Source organism: Micromonospora sp. CA-244673 (genome assembly GCF_050948395.1).
GTDB lineage: Bacteria > Actinomycetota > Actinomycetes > Mycobacteriales > Micromonosporaceae > Micromonospora.
Genome location: NZ_CP192019.1, coordinates 4,879,554 through 4,897,369, shown reverse-complemented (window position 1 = coordinate 4,897,369; position 17,816 = coordinate 4,879,554). Strand labels below are relative to the sequence as shown.

Annotated in this window: 16 protein-coding genes; 11 read left to right on the top strand and 5 right to left on the bottom strand. The window is 66.4% G+C overall.

Annotated features, from left to right (window positions below; all coding sequences use genetic code 11):
- Positions 1 to 40 precede the first annotated feature (40 nt).
- Both ACQP12_RS22335 and ACQP12_RS22330 read left to right on the top strand, forming a co-directional pair.
- Complete coding sequence (locus ACQP12_RS22335) at positions 41 to 583, top strand: DNA cytosine methyltransferase (protein ID WP_433281715.1); 543 nt, start codon at positions 41 to 43, stop codon at positions 581 to 583.
- Positions 584 to 824: 241 nt separating this feature from the next.
- Positions 825 to 1,229: a hypothetical protein gene (locus tag ACQP12_RS22330; protein ID WP_433281712.1), complete on the top strand. Its 405-nt coding sequence runs from the start codon at positions 825 to 827 to the stop codon at positions 1,227 to 1,229.
- 643 nt (positions 1,230 to 1,872) lie between these two features.
- Here the strand turns inward: ACQP12_RS22330 and ACQP12_RS22325 are convergent.
- Positions 1,873 to 2,004 (bottom strand): hypothetical protein, encoded by a 132-nt coding sequence (locus ACQP12_RS22325; RefSeq protein WP_433281711.1) that lies wholly within the window; start codon positions 2,002 to 2,004, stop codon positions 1,873 to 1,875.
- Positions 2,005 to 2,564: 560 nt separating this feature from the next.
- Between ACQP12_RS22325 and ACQP12_RS22320 the strand changes: the two genes are divergently transcribed.
- Positions 2,565 to 3,032 carry an NrdR family transcriptional regulator gene (locus tag ACQP12_RS22320; protein ID WP_433281709.1) on the top strand — a complete coding sequence of 156 codons (468 nt, stop codon included), beginning with the start codon at positions 2,565 to 2,567 and terminating at the stop codon, positions 3,030 to 3,032.
- A 149-nt stretch (positions 3,033 to 3,181) separates the two neighbouring features.
- Positions 3,182 to 6,019, top strand: coding sequence for a vitamin B12-dependent ribonucleotide reductase (locus ACQP12_RS22315; protein ID WP_433281707.1), 2,838 nt, complete (start codon positions 3,182 to 3,184; stop codon positions 6,017 to 6,019).
- A 191-nt stretch (positions 6,020 to 6,210) separates the two neighbouring features.
- On the opposite strand, the gene ACQP12_RS22310 is transcribed toward ACQP12_RS22315, so the two are convergent.
- From ACQP12_RS22310 to ACQP12_RS22295, 4 genes are all read right to left on the bottom strand, one after another.
- Positions 6,211 to 6,471, bottom strand: coding sequence for a phosphopantetheine-binding protein (locus ACQP12_RS22310; RefSeq protein WP_433281705.1), 261 nt, complete (start codon positions 6,469 to 6,471; stop codon positions 6,211 to 6,213).
- Between the two features lie 161 nt (positions 6,472 to 6,632).
- Complete coding sequence (locus ACQP12_RS22305) at positions 6,633 to 8,117, bottom strand: amino acid adenylation domain-containing protein (RefSeq protein WP_433281703.1); 1,485 nt, start codon at positions 8,115 to 8,117, stop codon at positions 6,633 to 6,635.
- 380 nt (positions 8,118 to 8,497) lie between these two features.
- Positions 8,498 to 9,817, bottom strand: coding sequence for a condensation domain-containing protein (locus ACQP12_RS22300; RefSeq protein WP_433281700.1), 1,320 nt, complete (start codon positions 9,815 to 9,817; stop codon positions 8,498 to 8,500).
- Positions 9,814 to 9,942 (bottom strand): hypothetical protein, encoded by a 129-nt coding sequence (locus tag ACQP12_RS22295; protein ID WP_433281698.1) that lies wholly within the window; start codon positions 9,940 to 9,942, stop codon positions 9,814 to 9,816. The genes ACQP12_RS22300 and ACQP12_RS22295 overlap by 4 nt, the downstream gene beginning before the upstream one ends.
- Before the next feature lie 1,108 nt (positions 9,943 to 11,050).
- Here ACQP12_RS22295 and ACQP12_RS22290 point away from each other — a divergent pair.
- From ACQP12_RS22290 to ACQP12_RS22260, 7 genes are all read left to right on the top strand, one after another.
- Positions 11,051 to 12,280 carry an MFS transporter gene (locus ACQP12_RS22290; RefSeq protein ID WP_433281696.1) on the top strand — a complete coding sequence of 410 codons (1,230 nt, stop codon included), beginning with the start codon at positions 11,051 to 11,053 and terminating at the stop codon, positions 12,278 to 12,280.
- A 128-nt stretch (positions 12,281 to 12,408) separates the two neighbouring features.
- Positions 12,409 to 14,016: an NAD(P)-dependent oxidoreductase gene (locus tag ACQP12_RS22285; protein ID WP_433281694.1), complete on the top strand. Its 1,608-nt coding sequence runs from the start codon at positions 12,409 to 12,411 to the stop codon at positions 14,014 to 14,016.
- Entirely contained in the window at positions 14,013 to 14,651 is a 639-nt protein-coding gene (locus tag ACQP12_RS22280) for a histidine phosphatase family protein (RefSeq protein ID WP_433281692.1), read from the top strand. Before ACQP12_RS22285 ends, ACQP12_RS22280 begins: the two co-directional genes overlap by 4 nt.
- A 197-nt stretch (positions 14,652 to 14,848) precedes the next feature.
- A complete protein-coding gene (locus tag ACQP12_RS22275) occupies positions 14,849 to 15,400 on the top strand; it encodes a hypothetical protein (RefSeq protein ID WP_433281690.1) in 552 nt (183 codons plus the stop codon).
- 112 nt (positions 15,401 to 15,512) lie between these two features.
- The gene (locus ACQP12_RS22270) at positions 15,513 to 15,770 is read left to right on the top strand and encodes a hypothetical protein (RefSeq protein WP_433281689.1); all 258 of its coding nucleotides are present in this window, start codon (positions 15,513 to 15,515) and stop codon (positions 15,768 to 15,770) included.
- Between the two features lie 23 nt (positions 15,771 to 15,793).
- On the top strand, positions 15,794 to 16,735 hold the full coding sequence (locus ACQP12_RS22265; RefSeq protein ID WP_433289371.1) for a DUF3500 domain-containing protein: 942 nt from the start codon (positions 15,794 to 15,796) through the stop codon (positions 16,733 to 16,735).
- Entirely contained in the window at positions 16,732 to 17,772 is a 1,041-nt protein-coding gene (locus ACQP12_RS22260; protein ID WP_433281687.1) for a hypothetical protein, read from the top strand. The genes ACQP12_RS22265 and ACQP12_RS22260 overlap by 4 nt, the downstream gene beginning before the upstream one ends.
- The last annotated feature ends 44 nt before the right edge of the window (positions 17,773 to 17,816 follow it).

The following is a 17,816-nucleotide window of genomic DNA, read 5'->3' as shown; positions in this document are numbered from 1 at the left end:
CCTGGGGCGCCAACAGCCGGACCGGTGTGCGGGAGGTGGCGTGAGTGACCACGTTCCCGGGCTGCGGATCGGGTCGCTGTGCACCGGCTACGGCGGCCTCGACCTGGCCGTCGAACCGGTGCTCGGCGGCCGCCTCACCTGGTACGCCGAAACCGACCGGCACGCCCGCACGGTCCTCGCCCACCACTGGCCCGACGTGCCCAACCTCGGCGACATCCGCGCCATCGACTGGACCCACGTCCCACCCGTCGACGTCCTCACCGCAGGCTTCCCCTGCCAGGACATCTCCAACGCGGGCAAACGCGCCGGCATCACCGGCCCGCATTCCAGTCTCTGGCACCACATCACCACAGCCCTTCGCATTCTTCGACCACCGCACGTGTTCGTGGAAAACGTTGCCGCGCTGCGCCGACGCGGACTCGACGTCGTCCACGCCGACCTGGCCGCGCTCGGGTACGACACGAGCTGGCTGTGCCTACGCGCATCCGACATCGGCGCCGCCCACCGACGCGACCGACTGTTCCTGCTCGCCACCAGCCGCAGGGGAGAAGCTACGCACCCTGCCCACCCCGTGTGCTCGTGATGGCAAGGGACCCGGCCACCAACACGGGCTGCCCGACGTCATCGAACCGCACGGCACCTGCCACGACCTGCTGCCGACCCCACGCGCCAGCGACACCGGCACCCCCGGCCGCCGAGCCAGCCCTGGCTTCCGCCTACCCCTGTCCCAGGTACTCCTACCGACGCCCCGCGCGACTGACGGACAGAAGGGCTGTCCCGGGCAACGCGGATCCCATGGCGACCTCACCCTGCCCTCGGCAGCCGTGCGCGTCCCACCACCTAGCCTGCCGACACCCCGCGCCTCCGACGCCCGAGGCCCGGGCCCTCACGGCGCCGGTGGACCCGATCTCCGCACGACCGTCGCCCAGCTCACCAACGACAGCCTCGGTGCACTCGACGACGCCACCTGGGGCGTCTACGCCCCGGCCATCGCCCGGTGGGAACTTCTGACCGGCCGGCCCGTACCCGCGGCCACCCAACGTGGCCAGCACGGCAAGCCCGTCCTCGCGCCACCGTTCGTGGAGTGGCTCATGGGCCTACCCGACCGCTGGGTCACCGACCCGGTACTCGATCTACCCCGTACCGGCGCGCTGCGCGTCCTCGGCAACGGCGTCGTCCCCGCCCAAGCCGCGGCCGCCCTGCGCCTCCTGCTGTGCCACCACCACTAACCCACCGCCACCCATCGCGTGGTTCCTCGCGGGCGGACCAGACAGCCGCCCGCGAAGAGCCGCAACCTGCCCTTTTAGGTCGGCGACCAGCCCGCCGCCGGTGAGCAGCTGGTCGACGACGACGTCGTCGGCCAGGACGAGCAGCTGCCCGAGCCTGCCCCGGCAGAGCCCGCGAGCGCGTCCGTCTCGACGCACCCGTCCCGGTGTTCCCGGCCTGCCCGGCAGCCACGTCGCCGGCGACGCCGGCGCGGATGCGCGGCGAGCAGCTCCCGGTTGGGCATCTGTTCTTGGTCAATTGCTGTCCCTTCGGCATTTTTGTCCTATGTCGACATCCCGGCCCTCCACTTGGCCGTGACCTGTACCGTCACGATGAAGAATGCTCATTGGTCTATGCCACCCCGGCCGGGCACGGGCTGATCGAACGCGGCGCTCTTCCTGCCCAGAACATGATGCGAGGGTCCAGTACTAGCTGCTGGCTGCGACGGTCCGCCGGCCTCGGAGCGCGGCGGGTGGGTGCAGTGTGCAACCGTGGCGTCGTCAGGGACCGGAGCATCGAGGCCCGCGGAGGTGCGGGCTTCGGCCTGCCGAACGTGGCGGGTGATATCAGCGGCCCGTTAGCACCGAGGAGTTCCAGTACCCCGGGTCAGTCGGTCAGGCCGTACGGGCTGATGATGCGGCTGGCGCCATTGCTGAGCAGCGCAAAGCTGTCCAGGTCATGAAGGAGCCCGCCGCCAGTTGCCGCATCCTCCGCCGCGTGCGGATCATCCTTGGCCATCCAGGAGCGACCCTCCAGTCGCCGCTGTGCTCCCTTCACCCTCCCTGAGCAGGTAATTCAGAGTCCGAGAACGGTCGCTTGAAGGACATGGTGGTAGCCCCCGGTCACTGTTCGGGTGGGATCGGCTCGCTGCCCGTCCGATAAACCCCACATAGGAACGTCGGGACGGCGGTGGCGGCCTGATCTCGGCTACGAGCCCTGTCAGCCCGAAACCAGCTCGGGATCAGGAGGGAGGCGATAGTGGGCATAAGTCAACGTTTACGCGAACCCAAAGTTCCCGGGCGGCTGCCGTTCACCCTGAGTCTACAGGCAGTTTCGGAGCAAGGTCAGACAGTGACGGCCTTCAGTGTGGTGAGGTGCCACGCGGCCGGAGGGGAATTTCCGCCTCGGTTCGCGTGTCCTGTTGCGTTGCCCGGTGGCCACCCGATAGCGTTACCACATCTAGTGAAGCAAAGCGGCTGCGACCACTAGAGATTGTGTTGGTACCGCTTCGACGCTCCCGCACGCTCGGGCGCTCAGTGAAGTGGGCCTATGCTCAGTCGGCTTGAAGGAGCCCCGTCTTGCGTTGTCCTTTCTGCCGACACGACGACAGCCGGGCACTTGACAGCCGGCCGGCGGACGAGGGCGGTGCAGTGCGTCGGCGTCACTCCTGCCCGTCCTGCAATCGCCGCTCTACGACCGGTGAGGTTGCGTTGTTGGTGGAGAAGCGCAGCAGCGCAACCGATCCGTTTAGCCGCCAAAAGGTGATCACAGGGGTACGTGAAGCGTGCCAAGGCCGACCGGTCTCCGAGGACGCCCTAGCGCTGACAGACCAGCGGGTAAAGGACGCGGTCCGGCCGACCGGCCGGCTCGTGGTGACGACGCACGGCATGGGCACCGCCATCCTCGTACCGCTACAGGAGTTCGATGAGGTCAGCTACCGGCGCCTCGCGTCGGTCTACCGGGGATTCACCTCGCCTCGCTGTCTAGAAGGCGAGGTTAGGCACCCGAGGGCAGGGCCTAGGGAGCCGAAGGCGGGACGTCAGTGAGGGCAGGCGCATGGACCGCCCGCCGTGAGCCGCAAATCCGGCCGACGTCGTCCCGCACTTAGACATGCGGCAGCAAGCTCTGGGCTGGTGTGGCCCAGTCCCCGGCGTTCCAGGTTTACCAACACCAACTTGTAAGGAGAACTTCATTCATGGCAGGAGCGAGTGCGCGGGGGCAGGGGAAGGCGAAGCGCGCAGTGCGCATGGAACGCGTCTACACCACCCGGGGGCTCCACCCGTATGACGACGTGCAGTGGCAGCGGACCGATGTGGTGTTAAGGAACTGGCGTGACGGTTCGATCAACTTCGAGCAGCGTGGTGTCGAGTTCCCCGACTTCTGGCAGCCCAACGCGGTGCAGATCGTCGCGAGCAAGTACTTCCGGGGCGCGCATGGGACGCCGCAGAGGGAGTGGAGTCTCAAGCAGCTGATCGACCGGGTGGTGAAGACCTATCGGCAGGCGGGCGAGGAGCACGGATACTTCGCGACGCCGGAGGACGCCGAAATCTTCGAGCACGAGATGATCTATACGCTGCTCCACCAGATCTTTAGCTTCAACTCTCCCGTCTGGTTCAATGTCGGGACCCCGTCCCCGCACCAGGTCAGCGCTTGTTTCCTCTTGTCGGTCGACGACTCCATGGAGTCGATCCTGAACTGGTACAAGGAGGAGGGTCTCATTTTTAAGGGCGGGTCCGGCGCGGGAGTAAACCTTTCGCGAATCCGTTCGAGCAAAGAGCTGCTGACCTCGGGCGGTAACGCCTCCGGGCCCGTGAGCTTCATGCGCGGAGCGGACGCGAGCGCGGGCACCATCAAGTCCGGCGGCGCTACCCGCCGCGCGGCCAAGATGGCGATACTCGATGTCGACCACCCCGACATCGAGGAGTTCATCGACACGAAGGTCCGCGAGGAAGAGAAGATCCGCGTGCTGCGCGACGCGGGCTACGACATGGACCTCGGCGGCGAGGACATCTACTCGGTGCAGTACCAGAATGCCAACAACTCGGTACGCGTCAGCGACGAGTTCATGGGGCTGGTGGAGGCTGACGGTGAGTTTGCGCTACGTGCTCGCGTGACCGGCGAGGTCATCGAGACGGTCAAGGCCCGGCACCTGTGGCAGAAGATGTGCGAAGCGGCGTGGGCCTGCGCTGACCCGGGCATCCAGTACGACGACACAATCAACGACTGGCACACTTGTCCCGAGTCGGGCAGAATCACCACCTCGAACCCGTGCGCCGAGTACGTTCATCTGGACAACTCCTCCTGCAACCTGGCATCGGTAAATCTGCTGAAGTTCCTCGACGAGGACAACAGAACCTTCGACGTGGCGAGATTCGCGAAGGTGTGCGAGCTCGTGATTACCGCAATGGACATCTCGATCTGCTTCGCCGACTTTCCCACGCAGAAGATCGGCCAGACGACCCGGGCCTACCGCCAGCTCGGCATGGGATACGCGAACCTCGGGGCGCTGCTGATGGCGACGGGGCTCGCCTACGACTCGGACGGCGGCCGTGCGCTGGCCGGCGCCATCACCAGCTTGATGAGCGCCACGGCCTACCGTCGGTCCGCCGAACTCGCCGGCACCGTTGGGCCGTACGACGGCTACGCCCGCAACACCAAGGGGCACACCCGGGTGATGCGCAAGCACCTGGCCGCCTCGGCGGCCGTGGTGCCGAACGGCGAGCGGGATCGGCCAGTGTGGGAGGCCGCCAATCGAGCCTGGAATAGCTGCCTGGAGACAGGCCAGCGTAACGGGTGGCGCAACGCGCAGGTGACGCTGCTGGCACCGACCGGCACGTCGGGCCTCGCGATGGACGTCGACACGACGGGCATCGAGCCGGCACTCGGGTTGGTCACCTTCAAGAAGCTGGTGGGCGGCGGCTCCATGCAGTTCGTCAACCAGACGGTGCAGCGTGCCCTACATACGCTGGGTTACCAGGAGGAGCAGGTTGAGGCGATCGTCGAGCACATCAGCAACGTCGGCCACGTCGTCAACGCGCCAGGGCTGAAACAGGAGCACTACCCGGTATTCGACTGTGCCATCGGCGCCCGGTCGATCGCCCCGATGGGGCACGTCCGGATGATGGCCGCAGTGCAGCCCTTCCTGTCCGGGGCGATCTCGAAGACCGTGAACATGCCGGAGTCGGCGACGGTCGAGGATGTCGAGGACATCTATCTGCAGGGCTGGAAACTCGGGCTGAAGGCGCTGGCGATCTACCGAGACAACTGCAAGGTCGGCCAGCCGCTGTCGGTGTCGAAGAAGGGCGTGGACACGGCGCCGTCGACCCAGGAGGCGACGGCCGCGGTGGAGCGGGTCGTTGAGTACCAGCCGGTGCGGAAGCGATTGCCGAAAAAACGGCCGAGCCACACGATCTCGTTCTCCGTTGCCGGCGCGGAGGGCTACTTGACCGCCTCGTCATATCCGAACGGCGGCTTGGGTGAAGTCTTCCTGCGAATGTCGAAGCAGGGCTCCACCTTGGCGGGTGTGATGGACGCCTTCTCAGTGGCGATCTCAATCGGCCTTCAGTATGGGGTGCCGCTGGAGACGTACGTCAATAAGTTTACGAATATGCGGTTCGAGCCGGCAGGAATGACGGATGACCCCGACATCCGCATGGCCGCGTCGGTCATGGACTACATTTTCCGCCGGCTGGCGCTGGACTTTCTGCCCTACGAGACCCGCGCGGAGTTGGGCATCTTCAAGGCGGCAGAGCGTGCGGCCCAGGTGCGCGCCGAGGAAGCAGGTGAGTCGGTCGACTTGGCCGGCATGGCGGCGTCGGCGCCGGTCGAGCGGCTGCGCGAGAAGGAGGAGCCGGCGGCTGTGGCGGCCGAGAGTCAGGCTCCGGCCGAGGTGCACTCGTCCACCGAGCTTCTCGAGAAGATGCTGAAGCATGCGGCCGACGCGCCTTTGTGCTTCACCTGCGGGATCAAGATGCGTCCGGCAGGTGCCTGCTACGTCTGTGAGGGTTGCGGCTCCACGTCGGGATGCAGCTGACAGCGACCGCCGGAGGCACGGTGAGCGGGGCCGGGTGAGAGCACGGGAGGCCGGTGTTGAGCCGGCCTCCCGTCGCTAAGGTTGCCTCCACAGGTGTCGATGAGCGAGCAGCGTGAAGAAGAGCGGTCCCTCCCGGCCATAGGCGAGCGGCATGGTGGAACGGCTTCGCCGCACCCTGGCCGACGAATGGGCTAGGCCCGCTGCACCGGTGAGATCTCGTCCAGTGCGTCGGTCGATGTGCAGGCGGCGATCAGCCCTTCGAGCGTGCCGTCCACGAACAGCGTCTCAATGGGAAGTGCGACTTCGAGCCGGTCTTCGATGCGCATCACCAATGTAACAGCCATCAGGGAATTGCCACCCAGAGCGAAGAAGTCGCCGCCGAGGTCGGTGTCCGACACGCCTAGTACTTTCTTCCACTCTTCCGTCACGATCTTCGCTGCCTGCTGGGACATCCTGGAATGACCTTTCCGATCGACCTGTGAAGTGATATTGGCCAGGGGTGCCGCCAGCCTCGTGTGGCGGGAGCGACGACGGCTGTGGACAGTCGTGCCCTTTGGCGCCATTGGGTCGTGGCGGCGGCTGGGTTCCTGCGCCCGCTGTCCCGGGCCGCGCCTCACCGCCGAGCGCTCAGCTCGCTCAGCGCCCGGCGGTCGACCTTGCCGTTGATCGTGAGCGGCAGGACGTCGATCCGTACGTACCTCGTGGGCACCATCGCCGGGGGCAGCATCTTGGCGCACCAGCCCATCAGTTCGAGCGCGTCGGGCATCTCCCTGCCTGACACGTAGTACGCGACGAGCCGGTCGCCGCGGAGGACGACCGCAGCGGCATGAACGGCGGGATGCGACGCTAGGCGTTCTTCGATCTCGCCCAGCTCGGTGCGGTGGCCCTGGACCTTCACCTGCTTGTCTTGCCGGCCGAGATACTCCAGCTGGCCGTCGTCGAGCATCCGTACCATGTCGCCTGTCCGGTAGAGCTTCAGCTTCTCCCCGCCTAGGACGCGAGTGACGAAGCGCTCGTTGGTCAACGCCGGCTGGTTGAGATATCCCCGGGCCATGCCCGGGGTGCTGAAGTAGAGCTCGCCGGCAACCCCGCGGTCAACCGGCGCTCCGTACTCGTCCAGCACGAAGACCTTGCAATCAAAGATGGGAGCGCCGATGGTCACGACCGATGGGGGCTCGGTGAGCAGACAGGCGGTGATGTCCTGCACTGCCTCTGTCGGCCCATAGACATTCAGCAGTGGAACCGAGGTCTGCTCGAACCAGCGTTGCACTAACGACTTTGTCAGTGCCTCTCCGCCACTGCGCAGCAGGCGCAGCGGCGCGGTGAGGATCCCCCTGGAGATCTCGGGACGCTGCGTGAGGTGGTTGATGACCGACGGCGTGAGCCAGAGGACGGTCACGCCACTGTCGCGGATGTAGGCCAACAGGTCGCTAGCGCTGTATTGCCGGCCCCGTACTTCCATCCGGGCGCCGGCGGCGAGCGGCGCGAAGATTTGACCCATCGACGATGCGAAAGACAACGAAGCGAACTGCAGCAACGCGTCGTCCGCCGTCAGTCCGAGGAGCTGAGCTGTCTTCGTCGCATTGTCACGGAGCGCGCCGTGCTCGATCTCGACGCCCTTGGGCTCGCCGCTAGATCCTGACGTGTACAGCACGTAAGCCAGGTCCGAGAGTTCCGGCGTGACCGTCGGGTCGGTCGACGGGTAGTCAGCCAGCTGCTTGGCCTGCGCATCGAGGACCACCCGGTCGATCGGCAGGTCGTTGAACCGGTCGTCGAAGTCGGCATGCGTGACCAGCAGGGAGGCCCGGGTGTCTTTGGCCATGAACAGGAGCCGCTCGATCGGATACTGCGGGTCGAGAGGGACGCAGGCACCACCTGCCTTGAGTACCCCGAGCAGGGCCACGATCATGTCGGTCCCACGTCGCACGCACAACCCGACGGGAGTGCCGATGGTAAGGCCACGATCCAGCAGGTGATGCGCCAGCTGGTTAGCGCGCTTGTTTAAGTCGTCGTACGACAACGACTGATCTGACGAGCTGACGGCGATCCTGTCTGGGTGGCAATTGGCGCTGCGGCCGAATATCTCGATCACGGTCATACTTGTTCCTCCCCCGTGAGGCTGGCGTTGGCGCGGCGGTTTCCGCCCGTCCGCCGCCCGTTTCGGCACCGCCGAGGACCTGTGCGGTGTTCGCTGACTCCCGGTGCCGCATGCCGCGAGCGGCCCGACGAACGATCTTCGTGGCAAGGTTGCCGGCCGGCGGGTCCTACCCGCCGATGACATGAGGTGTCATTCGGCTGGCTCCGTCTTTCGTCTGAATGCGCCAGCATTCGGCGTCGCCGAGACATTCGTCCCAATGACTGGATTCGCTGAGCCTAGAGCCGTTGGCAGGACGACTGCAAGACGGGAATGTCGTGCCCGGCGGTCACAGACAAGGGACATGCGGCAGACAGTGCGGACCGACGAGCACCCTGGCCTCGCTACACTCGGGCCCGTCGCAACCAACGGTTGAGGACTTCTCGGACCGAGAGCCACAGCGCAGCGACGTCGTCGCGCCCATACCAGTCGGTCTTGAAGTCCAGCGACACGTCAACGCCGTCGGGGCTCAACCGCCAGTAGGTGGCGATGGAAGCGTCCCGTCCGCCGATGTCAACGGGAAGGGCGGTCAGCCGCAGGCCCGGAAAGGCGTGTGTCTTGCCCCCAGCCTGCTGCTGCATGGCGTTGAAGGTGACGTAGGGAACGGTGGTGAAGTTGCCGAACGTCGAGGGCGAGAACGTAGCGAGCAACAGGGGCCAGGGGATCGGCGGTCCGGTCAGTGCGGTAAAAAAGTTCTTCTTGAAGTGCTGGAGGTAGCTGTCGTCGTCCAGTGTGGTCCGGGGCTGGGACTGCAACACAAACTTGCTCGCCAGCCAGCCGACCATGGATGCCACGTCGGGCCCGTTTCGGTTGCTGGTGGTCGTGGTGGTTCCCACTGTCTCCAGCCCGGACAGTTCGGCGAGCGCCCGATGCAGGGTCGCGCCGAGGAGCGCCGTCAGGCTGAACCCAAAACCACGCGCGAAGACCGAAAGGAGCTGACTGTCGGCGGAGGAGATGTGGTAGGTGAGCCGGTCCTGCTGGGCCAGGTCCACCTCCTCGCGACCGGTGAATCCCGGGATCGTCAGACGCGGGAGCGGGCCGATCGGTTCGATGAGCGCGAGAGCTTCGCTGACCTGATGACGCCCCTCGGCCGTCGCGAAGTGCGCGTTCTGCTGTTGGACATGATCGACGAAGGTCATGCCTGGGGGTGGCAGCTCATCGTGTTGGTCTGGTTCGATCTCTCGGGCATACAGGGCAGCCAGGTCCTCAAGAAGCCGGTCCATTGACCAGGCGTCACAGACGAGGTGGTCCACGACGAGGGCGACCAGATGGACGTCGGGGCGCTCCTGTGCGAGCACCAACCGACACAACGGCCCGTTTCGCAGGTCGAAGGGAGCGCGAATGGCGGCGTCGACCACGTTGGCCGACGGCGCGGTCAACCGGTCGAGCGGGTGCGGCTCCGCTGGCGAGCCGGTCAGCCAGTCGCCCCGGCCAGGATCGAAACCGCAGAGCAGTACCGGGTGCCTGCGTTGCAGCCGTTGCCACGCCCGATCGAGCGCTTCGACGTCGAGCGCACCCTCGGCCCTGCTTAGCCGCACGGTGTAGTGCGGGTTGTGACGTCCCTCGGCTGTCTCCTTAACGATCTGACCGAGCCGGTGCCGCTGGCTCCAGGAGGCACTGATCAATCGGTCGGCGGTCAGGGCGTCGACGGCCCGAGGGTTCACGTGACCTCCTTGGGTTGGCGGGCGAGTCGCAGCGACTGGCTCTTGGGCAGCGCCGCGGAGTAGCTGGCACGGGCACCGCAGGTGACCTGACCCCACAGGAACAGCCGAGCAGCAGAGCCGTCCATCGACGGACGTCGCGCCAGCAGGGCCTGAAAGTTAGCACAGATGCGATCACATCGCCGCCGCCACAGGCGCCGACCATCGCATCGCACCCGCCAGCGCAGCACGAATCGCTTGAGGACCGCCGCCGGTTCCTCCCCGGTTCCGGTCCGCCAAGTGCACCGGCCCCGACCAGGGCGGGAGCGGGCTGACAGGCGGCGGCGGGCCGGTGTACGGCGGCCAACAGCAGCGACAAAGAATCGATGAACATGTTGTGTTCGTTGCCCTTAAGGATCTACTGTCTCCCCTGACGGAGGCTCGAAGGGCGCGCGACGTCGGCCGCGTTATCGGCGTGGTTGACCATGCGATGTCCCCGGCAAGCACCTCAACACATGGGGGAATTGAATGGATCAGACAGAACTCCGGCGCTTCTTCCCGCCGGCATGGTCGCGGACGCCGCTGCGCCTGGTCCCGCCGTTCATGACATGACGGCGGTACCCGAGTGCCTGTTGGGCGCCGTGCGTGCCGTTGCCTCACGACACGCCGGGCTCGCGCCGGCGCTGGGCTGACGCCAGACCATCCCTGCTTCGGTGTTGGGCGGACCCAGTTGGGCGGACCCAACAGGCTGCCGTGCCGCGGCCAACGCCCCACGTGGCCGATTGCAGCGGCCCGAAATAGTCGGACCGAGCAGCCGGAACAGTTCCGTTCGTGAATTCCGCAGGGCCAGGTATCAGGCCCGGGCTTTTCCGATCTCCCTGTTCCGCGTCCTTCCTGGGCGGGGTGTATGGGTGCTCTCCTACCACCGACGGTCGCGCCGGCGGTAGGGAGGCGTCGCTCCCGCACGCTATTGCGGAGGCAGGCGCGCCACGAACGATAAAGGGCGGGCTGGGACCGCTGGACTTCCGCTGCTCCGCCCTTCCTGTCGCGGACTTTGCGTTGCGACAATTGGCCGCCGAAAGGATCTGTCGCGACCTCACGATCTGTGCAAGACCTCGCGTGCGACGTTTGTGGGGGAGGAGGAGTTGATGGCGAATTGCCTGGGACGGACGGAGCCGAAAATGCTGCTGGCGGCGGCAGTGCGGCTCGCGGCGGTCGCTGCCCAAGTAGTCGTCGCACGGAGGGGAGCGGGGATTTATGATTAGCAAGCTTCTTCGCGTCGTCCGGCTGGGGCTACCAGAGGACGAGATTTTCCGGCGACTGGCAGCGGCCACTCTCCTGTCCTCGTTTGGCCAAGGGTTGTTCCTCGCCTGCAGTGCAATCTTCTATGTACGAATCGTAGGACTCACTGCGGCCGAGGTTGGTGCGGGTCTGGCCGCTGGAACGCTGTTTGGAATGCTCGGCAGTATTCCGATCGCCCGGCTCTCCGACCGCCGCGATCCCCGTTCAATCATTCTCGCGCTCGCCCTCGGGGAGTCGGTACTTCTGGTTTCGCTGCTGGCGGTCCGCTCGATGGTCGGCTTTGCCGCTGTGGTCTGCATGCTGCTCCTGGCAACGCGGAGCAACTCCGCCGTACGGAATGCCCTCATTGCCAGGGCGGTGGCACCGGAGCGTCGTGTTCACCTGAAGGCATACCAGCGCGTTGTTTACAACGTCTCCTTTTCCGCGGGTACGGCGGTTGCGGCCATTCCTCTTGCCCTAGGCACCCGCCCGGCCTTCGCGGCGGCGCTGCTGGGCTCCGGGGTTGCCGCAGCATCCGCCGGAGTCGTGACCAGAAAATTGCCGGGAGCGCAGCTTTGTGGACCGCCGGTGGAACGTGGCCAGAGCGCTATCAGGAATTTCCAATATCTACGGGTAGCGATACTCTGCGGGCTGTTGTCCGCGCGGATGAGCATTCTTACTGTCGCAGTCCCACTCTGGGTCACAGGCCACACGGCGCTGGCGCCGTGGACGGCCTCCGCCCTGATCTTCCTGAACACCATCCTCGCGATCGCCCTCCAGGTCCCGGCCAGTCGGGGGGCCGACGACGTTCCGGGCTCCCGCCGGATGGTTCGGCTCGGTGCCGTCGTAATGTTGCCGGCCTGTCTGCTTTTCGCGCTGGTCGGGCGCGTCGGCACCGTCGCGGCACTGCTGGCCGCCCTGGCCGCCATAGTTCTGTTCACGCTCGGCGAAATCTGGACCTCGGCCGGTGCCTGGGGCCTCAGCTTTGGGTTGGCCGATCCCAGCGCGCCAGGGGACTACCAGGCGGTTTTCGCTCTGGGAGTGGGTGTCGGGGCGGTCGTCGGTCCAGTACTCGCGACGAAAGTGGCCGTCGACATGGGGATATTGGGCTGGGGTTTAGTCGGGCTTTTCTTCGTAGTAGCGGGAGTCTGGGCGCACCGAGCTGTCCCCTCGGTGCGTGTCCCTGAGGTTTCGACCGCCCCGTGAGTCCTCGCTCTGTTCGGCCCTGATGGCATCGACAGAAATTGTAGATGGTGCACACTCCGGCCTTGCGGTCCGCACATCGACAAGGGACAATGTAGCTACCGGATGAAGTACCCGAAGAAAGGCTACCCGTGAGCCATACCGCCACCCAATCGGTAACGCTGCTGCCCACCCTCGGACACCAAGTCGTCTTCCAAGGCACCGCTGATGATGCCGGACAGGCATTCGACCATTACCTCGCCAAGCTCGGCGGGACGGTCGAGTCAGTGGTCAGAGGCGGGGACAGCCTGACCGGCTTCATGGCTCAGGCACGCATCCACGTGCTCGGAGTGGGAACTGCCGTTCTATCGGTTTCAAGCCCGGCCAACACCGCTGACGTCGACCCTCATTCATACGTGGCAAATCTGACGATCCTCGACTGCGTCGCCGGCGACTTCAAGGCCGCTCAAGCGCTGTTCCGTCGCCTCGAACTGCTGCCACTGACGAACTTTGAGCTCGCCACCGTTCGGCGGCAATTCCCGCTGACCCAGGAGCTGGCACGTTCCTGCGGCCGCAAGGCGCTCGCCGGATATGCCTTCCTGATGGCGATTCACCACGTCACCGATTTTGTGGCGATGATGGACGCGCTCGTGGACATGGGCGCCGATCCGCGCCACATTACGATCCTCGACAAGGGATACCCGTACACGCAGCGCCACCGGGTGGACGCTTGGCTGCGAGATACGTTGGGCATTCACGTAGACCTGTACCCGGATCGGGCAAACGTCATCGGTGACCACATCGCAAGAGCCAAGGCCCAAGGCCTCAAGAGCATCATCTTCGACGACGGTGGCCACTGCTGGCCGATCGTAGCCGAGCACTACCCGGCGTCGATGGAGGACTTCGTTGGCATCGTGGAGCAGACCATGTCCGGGATCTGGAAACTCGAGGGCGTTCCCTTGCCGCTGCCGGTGTTTTCGGTCGCGGAGAGCCAGCTCAAGTCGACCATGGAGTCATACGGCGTAGCGCTGGCCGGCGTCCGCAGCATCCTCAATCGGATCCCCCATGAGAAGCTCGAGGGCCGGCCCGCTCTCGTTCTCGGATACGGCCGGATCGGCCGACAGGTAGCCCACGTGCTGCGGTCGCTGCGCATGCGGGTGGCGGTCTATGACAAGGAGACCGTCGCGCTCGTGGCCGCCCACGAGGAGGGCTTCGCCACCAGTCGCTCGCTCACCGGCCTGATCGAGTCGCACCAGCCGCTGCTACTGGTGGGAAGCGCGGGGCGTAACAGCCTGCGGGGCGAACACCTGGCGGCGTTCAAGAAGAGCGCCTATCTCGCCAGCGTCACCTCCCGCACCTACGAGTTTGTGCTCGACGAGTTCGCCCAAGTCGCGAAGTCGGTGCACGACTACGGCCGGCTGGGGCACGGCTACCTACTCGACGGTGGCGTCGAACTCTGCGTCGTGGGACACGGCATGCCGGTGAACTTCTACCACGCTGATTCGCTGCCTAACCGATACATCGACCTGATCGTGTCGTCGCTGCTCCTCGGCGGTGTACAACTGGCCAAGCCCGACCAAGGCGGATTCCAACCGGGCCATAACCTCGACCTAACCAACAAGATCCTCAATGCGTCCCCTGCGCTCGATACCTACTACGACTGGTACGGGGAGCCGTCCGCACGTCGCGACCTGCTCACTCCCGGCGAGACCGCCCCGACGTTCCAGGCCGTCCCCTGGACGTTCCCACCCCTGCCGTGACCTCGACCCCGGTACGCCTGGTGCTGTGGCGGCACGGCGAGAGCGTGTGGAATCGCGAACGCCGCTGCCAGGGGCAGGCTGACCCCCCGTTGAGTGCGCGCGGTCTGGCCCAGGCCCGGGCCGCCGCGCGCCGGCTCGCCACACTCCGCCCCACCTCCATCGTCTCTTCGGATTTGAGTAGGGCGCTCGACGGCGCGCGGGCGCTGTCCGAAATCGCCGACCTACCGGTTGCTACGGACAAGCGCCTGCGCGAGGTCGGCAAGGGCAGTTGGGAGGGGTTGACCTTCGCCGAGATCGAGCGGCGTCACCCCGAGGAATTCCACGCCTGGCGGCGCGGAAGGGACGTCGCCGGGAGCAATGGTGAGCGCCTGACCTACGCGATAGCCCGGGCGACGGAGGCGGCGTACGAGGCGGTCGAGGTGCAGCCACCCGGGGCAGTAGTCATCGCCAGCACCCACGGCGGTCTGATTCGCCTCTTGGTCGCGGCGCTCGTCGGCCTGCCTCGCTGGCGGACGCTCGCCCGACTCGACAATGCAGCCAGCGCAGTGCTGGCCCACAAGCCGCCCGACGGGTGGACATTGCTCGGCTACAACACCCTTCCCGAGGACGGCCTAGCACCAGAGGGCCCATCATGACGAAACCTTTCCCCAGGGAACGGGTCTTCGCCGTCGACGTCCCAGGACCGCCGCTCGGTCCGCTTCCGCGGGGCCTGCTCGAACTGCACACCGGACCGCCGTCTCCGTCCTGTTGTCCCACGGCCACCGCTACGCGGGGGTCCGACGAGGTGGAACACATTGTTCATCGGCCCGTGGCACATGCCTGTCTGGTACCGGTGGCGATGACGGTGGTGGCGGGCAGTGCGGTGGCGGCGGTCAGCCTGCACCACGGTGGCGAAGCAGCGCACGCCCGGCTGCCACTCGCCTTCGGCGCGCACCTGGCCGCATACCGCCGCCGCAACGACCCCGACCCGGTCGCGCCATGCGTCACCGCGATCACCGCGCCGACGCTTCCGCCCCGAGGCCGGCTCGTACGACTGCCGCACCTGCTGACCGTACGGCGGAACGGCCGCCTGTTCGACGCCGCCGTCTGGGAGGTGATGCGCGAGGAGCAGGCCAGGGGATGGCTAGGCGGAAAGCTTCCCGACACCCGCGCGTTCGAGGACCGTTTGCCCAGGCTCCTACGGCTCCGCCAGCTGGCCCGTGCCGGCCAACTGCCCCCCTCGCCAGAGACGGAGCGGCTCACGTCGCTCCTGGCCACCCGCTACATGTCGATCCGGATGGTCTACCGACACCCGGAGCTGTTCAACGCACTGGTCGGCATGGTCGAGACCCGACAGGTTGATGAGGAGCGTCACGACGATGGAAACAACGACGGCGAGCGCTAGCACTGTCATCGCCTTTGACGCCGCTGGTCGCTCCAAGGACCTGGCAAAACTGTACGAACTGCTCGGCAGAGAGGTGTGTGTGACCGGCCCGGGCGTCACCAGAGGCGTCCGAGTGCGCGCGGAGGCCGTGAAGATGCTCGCCGAATGGCTCGGCGACTGCGACGGTGTGCATCACGAGCCGTACATCGCCCACGCCACCCGGGCCGTACTGCCGTTCCGGGCCCGGACCTCCGACGGGCTTGTCCGCGGCGCCTACCTGCTGCGGATCGCCGACGACGGCACGGTCGCGGAGCTGGAGCTGCTGGTGGCACCCTGCGACGACCTGACCGGTGCCACGCCCGAAGGACAGACGCAACGGGTGAACTCGTGACCGCGGCTTCCGTCGCCCACGCGATGCGGGGCGCCGGAGGGAAGTGGCTCGACGGCTTGGACCAGGCCCAGCGAGCGCACGCCTTGCGGCGGATCGACGACCCCGCCCTCCGGCAGATCACGTACCTTCCTCGCCCAAGGCCAGGCCTCTGCATCGCCGACATGACCAGGACCCAGCGCAAGGCGGCACACCGGCTGCTCGCCACCGGCCTTAGCAGGCCCGCCTACGGCCAGGCCACCGCGATCATGGCGTTGGAGGAGGTGCTCGACCGACAGGAGGGCTGGCGACGCGGCCGCCACAGCAACGACTTCTGGGTGGTTCTCTTCGGTGACCCCGCCGAGGAGCGGTGGGCGTGGCGGTGGGAGGGGCATCACCTGTCGCTGACGATTACCATCGACGGCGAACAGGTCTACCCGACCCCGCTGTTCCTCGGCGCCAATCCCGCCACACTGCGGATTGCCGGGCGACCGATCCTGCGGCCCTTGGCGCTGGAGGAGGACCTCGCGCGGACGCTGCTGGACACCATGGGCCCCGTTCGCCGCAACGAGGCAATCCTCGGAGACGTCGCGCCCTCCGACATACGGTCGTCCACCCTTCCCGAAATCAAGGAGCGGATTGAGCCCTTAGGCGTGGCGTCCAGCCGGCTGGACGCCACCAGCCGTTCGCTGCTCCACCAGCTCCTGAGCCTGTACCTGGCCCGGTTGCCCGCGCCGCTGTCCGGAGAGGAGGCCCACCGCGTCCTCGCCGGCGACGAGCTGTACTTCGCCTGGGAGGGATCGACGCGTCCAGGTGACGGCCACTACTACCGGCTTCAGGGACCCGACCTGCTCATCGAGTACGACAACACATCAGACGCGGCGAACCACGCGCACACGGTGCTCCGGCGGCTGAGCCGCGACTTCGGTGGTGACCTGCTCAGGGAGCACCTAACCGCGGGCCACCACGCGGACGGGGAGCCCGGATGAGTTCGGCAGCAACCGAGGATGGCGCCCGGGCTGGGCGGGCAACACTGATGAAGGGGTCCAGTCCGTTGGACGGTGAGCGGCGGCATGCCGGAGTTCTCTTTCTTACGAGTCCGGCCAAATCAAACGTCGTGAAGTACTTCCAGGAGCGGGAAGGGGTGTTTCAACGCATTGTTGGACGGGCGCCGGAAGTCGCGGTTCTCCAGTCCGTGGGCAGCACCTTCGAGGTGCGATCCAACACGAGCCGCTTCATCGCCGAGGCGAAGGGCACGGTGAGGCGGCTGAGCCCGGATGTGGTTGTGGACGCACTCGACTCGGCGGTGGCCTCTTCCCAGCTCATAGAGTTCGCGCTAGAGCAAGGGTGCGCGGTCGTCACCACGAGCAGCCAGGCCGTCGGGTGTTTCGGCCCCGTCTACCGCGAGATGGCATACCGCGCCGGCACAACTTTTCACTATGACGCCTGCACAGGCATTGGTTTTCCTGTCGGAAAGGTCCTTGGGGAGTCTCTCGCCGGCGACGAGATCGGTTCGTTGCAGGGCATCCTTTGCTGGCGGGCGACCCAGCAGCTCCGCGACTCGTTGGCAAGCCTGGACCTCCGTGCACCGTCCCTCCACCGGCAGGCCACCGCCTTGTGGACCGGGGTGGTGGAAACGGTCGACGAAGTGCGTGCACGCGCAGCCGCCGTGGCCGGCATTGCCTTCAGCCGGCCGATGACGTCGCGTGACGTGTTGGTCGAGGAGCCAGCAATACGAAAGCTGCAGGCGCTCAAGAGGCACCCCAGACGAGCGTGGATCGTCACCACGTTCGAACAACGCGGCGCAGCGCTCCAGATTCGGGTAAGCCCCGAGGCTCTGGAGCCAACACATCCACTGTCGTGGGCTGGCGGCCAGGGTACGGGTCTGCTGGTGCAGACGAGGGCGGCGGGGACCCTGACATTTGTCAGCAGCCAGCCATCGAAATATGCCGAGGCAGGTCTCGTCTTCAATGACGTGGTCGCCGCAGCGAGCCGTCGGTCAGCACCGGTCAGGACCACAGAATGACGGAGCCTGTCGCCGCGTTCGAAAGCTCCGAGCTACGCCGATCG